Annotated in this window: 1 protein-coding gene; it reads right to left on the reverse strand. The window is 40.0% G+C overall.

Annotated features, from left to right (window positions below):
• The coding region (locus A3844_RS31590) for a non-ribosomal peptide synthetase (RefSeq protein WP_244169909.1) at positions 1-2,296 on the reverse strand (2,296 nt) is incomplete at its 3' end.
• Between the last annotated feature and the right edge of the window lie 20 nt (positions 2,297-2,316).

The raw sequence follows: 2,316 nt of genomic DNA on the forward strand, positions 1-2,316 counted from the left end.
TTGCAAGCTCTACTTGTAAGCTTTTTTTCACCTGTGCTATTAGACGAGTCGCTTTTAATGAGTGACCACCTAGCTCAAAAAAATTATCTGCTCGGCCGACTTGCTCAATACCCAGTACTTCTTTCCAGATCTCTGCAAGCTGCTCTTCCATTACTCCTTGAGGGGCAATATATTCATTGCCTCGCATCCAACCTTCTTCTGGTAACGGCAAAGCTTTCCGGTCTACTTTTCCGTTGGAAGTGAGCGGCATTCTCTCTACCTGGATAAAGTAGGCTGGTACCATATAACTCGGTAGGCGTTTCTCCAAATACCTTCTTAATTCGGTTACATCCACGGCAGTCTCACTAACGATATAAGCACACAGATACTTGCTGCCATCCTCCGACTCTCGTGCTATCACCAACGTTTCGTTAACTGACTCATGCTTCAACAACTGCGCTTCGATCTCACCACATTCAATCCGGTATCCCCGAATCTTCACCTGATGATCTATCCGTCCCATATATTCAAGAGTTCCATCCGGTAACCACCGAGCCAAGTCTCCACTCCGGTACATTTTCTCCTCAGGTTTAAACGGATTCGTAATAAATCTGTTTCTCGTAAGCTCTTTACGATTCAAATAACCGCGAGCAATTCCTTTTCCACCAACAAAAAGTTCACCAATAACACCTACAGGGACTGATCTTTGTTGTTCATCGAGTATATAAATTGCAGTTGTGGGAATAGGATAACCGATATTACTTTTCTCACCTTCAATATCCTCCGCAGTTACTTCCTTATAGGTCGCATGAACAGTTACCTCTGTGATCCCATACATATTGATAAATTTTATATGCGGATATTCTTTTTTCACTTTATATAATTTCTTTGGACTCAGTGTTTCGCCCCCAAAAATTATATAGCGTAGTGCTAAATCATTTTTGATGAAGTTGCTCTCCTCCTGCATAAGAGCATAAAATGCAGTCGGTGTTTGATTTAAAATTGTTACTTTCTCTTCTAGTAGTAAATCAGTCAACGCCTCCGGGGATTGAGCAATAAACTTCGGTACGACAACAAGCTTCCCCCCATACAGTAAGGCACCGTACATCTCCCATACAGAAAAGTCAAAGCAGTACGAGTGGAACATTGTCCATACATCATTAGCATTAAAGTCAAATTTCATTTCATCATTAATAAATAAGCGAATGACATTTTTGTGTTCGATAATAACCCCTTTAGGTAAACCTGTAGTACCTGAAGTGTAGATGATGTATGCAGCATCTTGCGGGCTATTTATATTATCTAAATTAGATATCTCCTCTTTGGCCTGTATAACATCCAGTTCTTCTGTAAGATTAAATGTCATTCCACTAAATGTAGTAACAGCATATTCATCTGTTGTGATAAGAAATGGAGCCTTACTGTCTTCGAATATGTATTCTATTCTTTCCGAAGGGTAGTCTGGATCGATAGGAAGGTAAGTTCCTCCGGCCTTAAGAACCGCTAATATACTAATAATCGTTTCAACCGATCGATCTAGTATAAGCGCAACAATAACATCTTGCTTAACACCATGAGACCTTAAGACTCTTGCTAATTGGTTAGCATTCTCATTTAACTGACGGTATGTCAACTGACGGTCTTCCGCTACAACAGCAATGTTCTCTGGTACTTTTTGAGCCTGTTCCTCGAATAACTGATGTATGGTTAAATAAGATGGATAACTCGCTCTTGTCTGGTTAAACCCATGTACTAGCAGTTCTTTTTCCTCTTCTGTAACCATTTCAATATTACATAATCGAACTTGTTCTTGCTCTACAACGTTCCTTAAGATCTGCACGAAATGTCCAGACAAACGTTCTATCGTTTCTTTTTTATATAAAGATGTACTGTATTCCACGTTACATTTAATCGCACCATCTTGCTCTTCTACTGATTCCCAGAGAAGATCAAATTTAGCAACCCGATGATCTACTCTATATGGTTTGACTGTAACTTGGCCTAACTTAAACTCAGGAATATCGACGTTTTGAAGCGCAAACATCGTATCAAAAAGTGGATTTCTCGCTGTATCGCGCCGTACTACAAGCTGCTCAACCAGTTGTTCGAATGGGTAGTTCTGATGCTCATTTGCTTGAAGAACATGTTCCTTTACTTCTTCCAAAAATTGATTAAATGGTTTCTCTTTGGTCGGATAATGACGTAATGCTAGCGTATTAATAAACATACCTACGGTTTGCTCCACATCTGCATGAGTTCGTCCTGCCGCTGCAGTCCCTACCACAATATCCTCTTGACCTGTATATTTGGACAACATGATGTTATATGCTGCTAACA

The sequence above is a fragment of the Paenibacillus helianthi genome (assembly GCF_001909055.1).
GTDB classification, from domain to species: Bacteria; Bacillota; Bacilli; order Paenibacillales; family Paenibacillaceae; genus Paenibacillus_AQ; species Paenibacillus_AQ helianthi.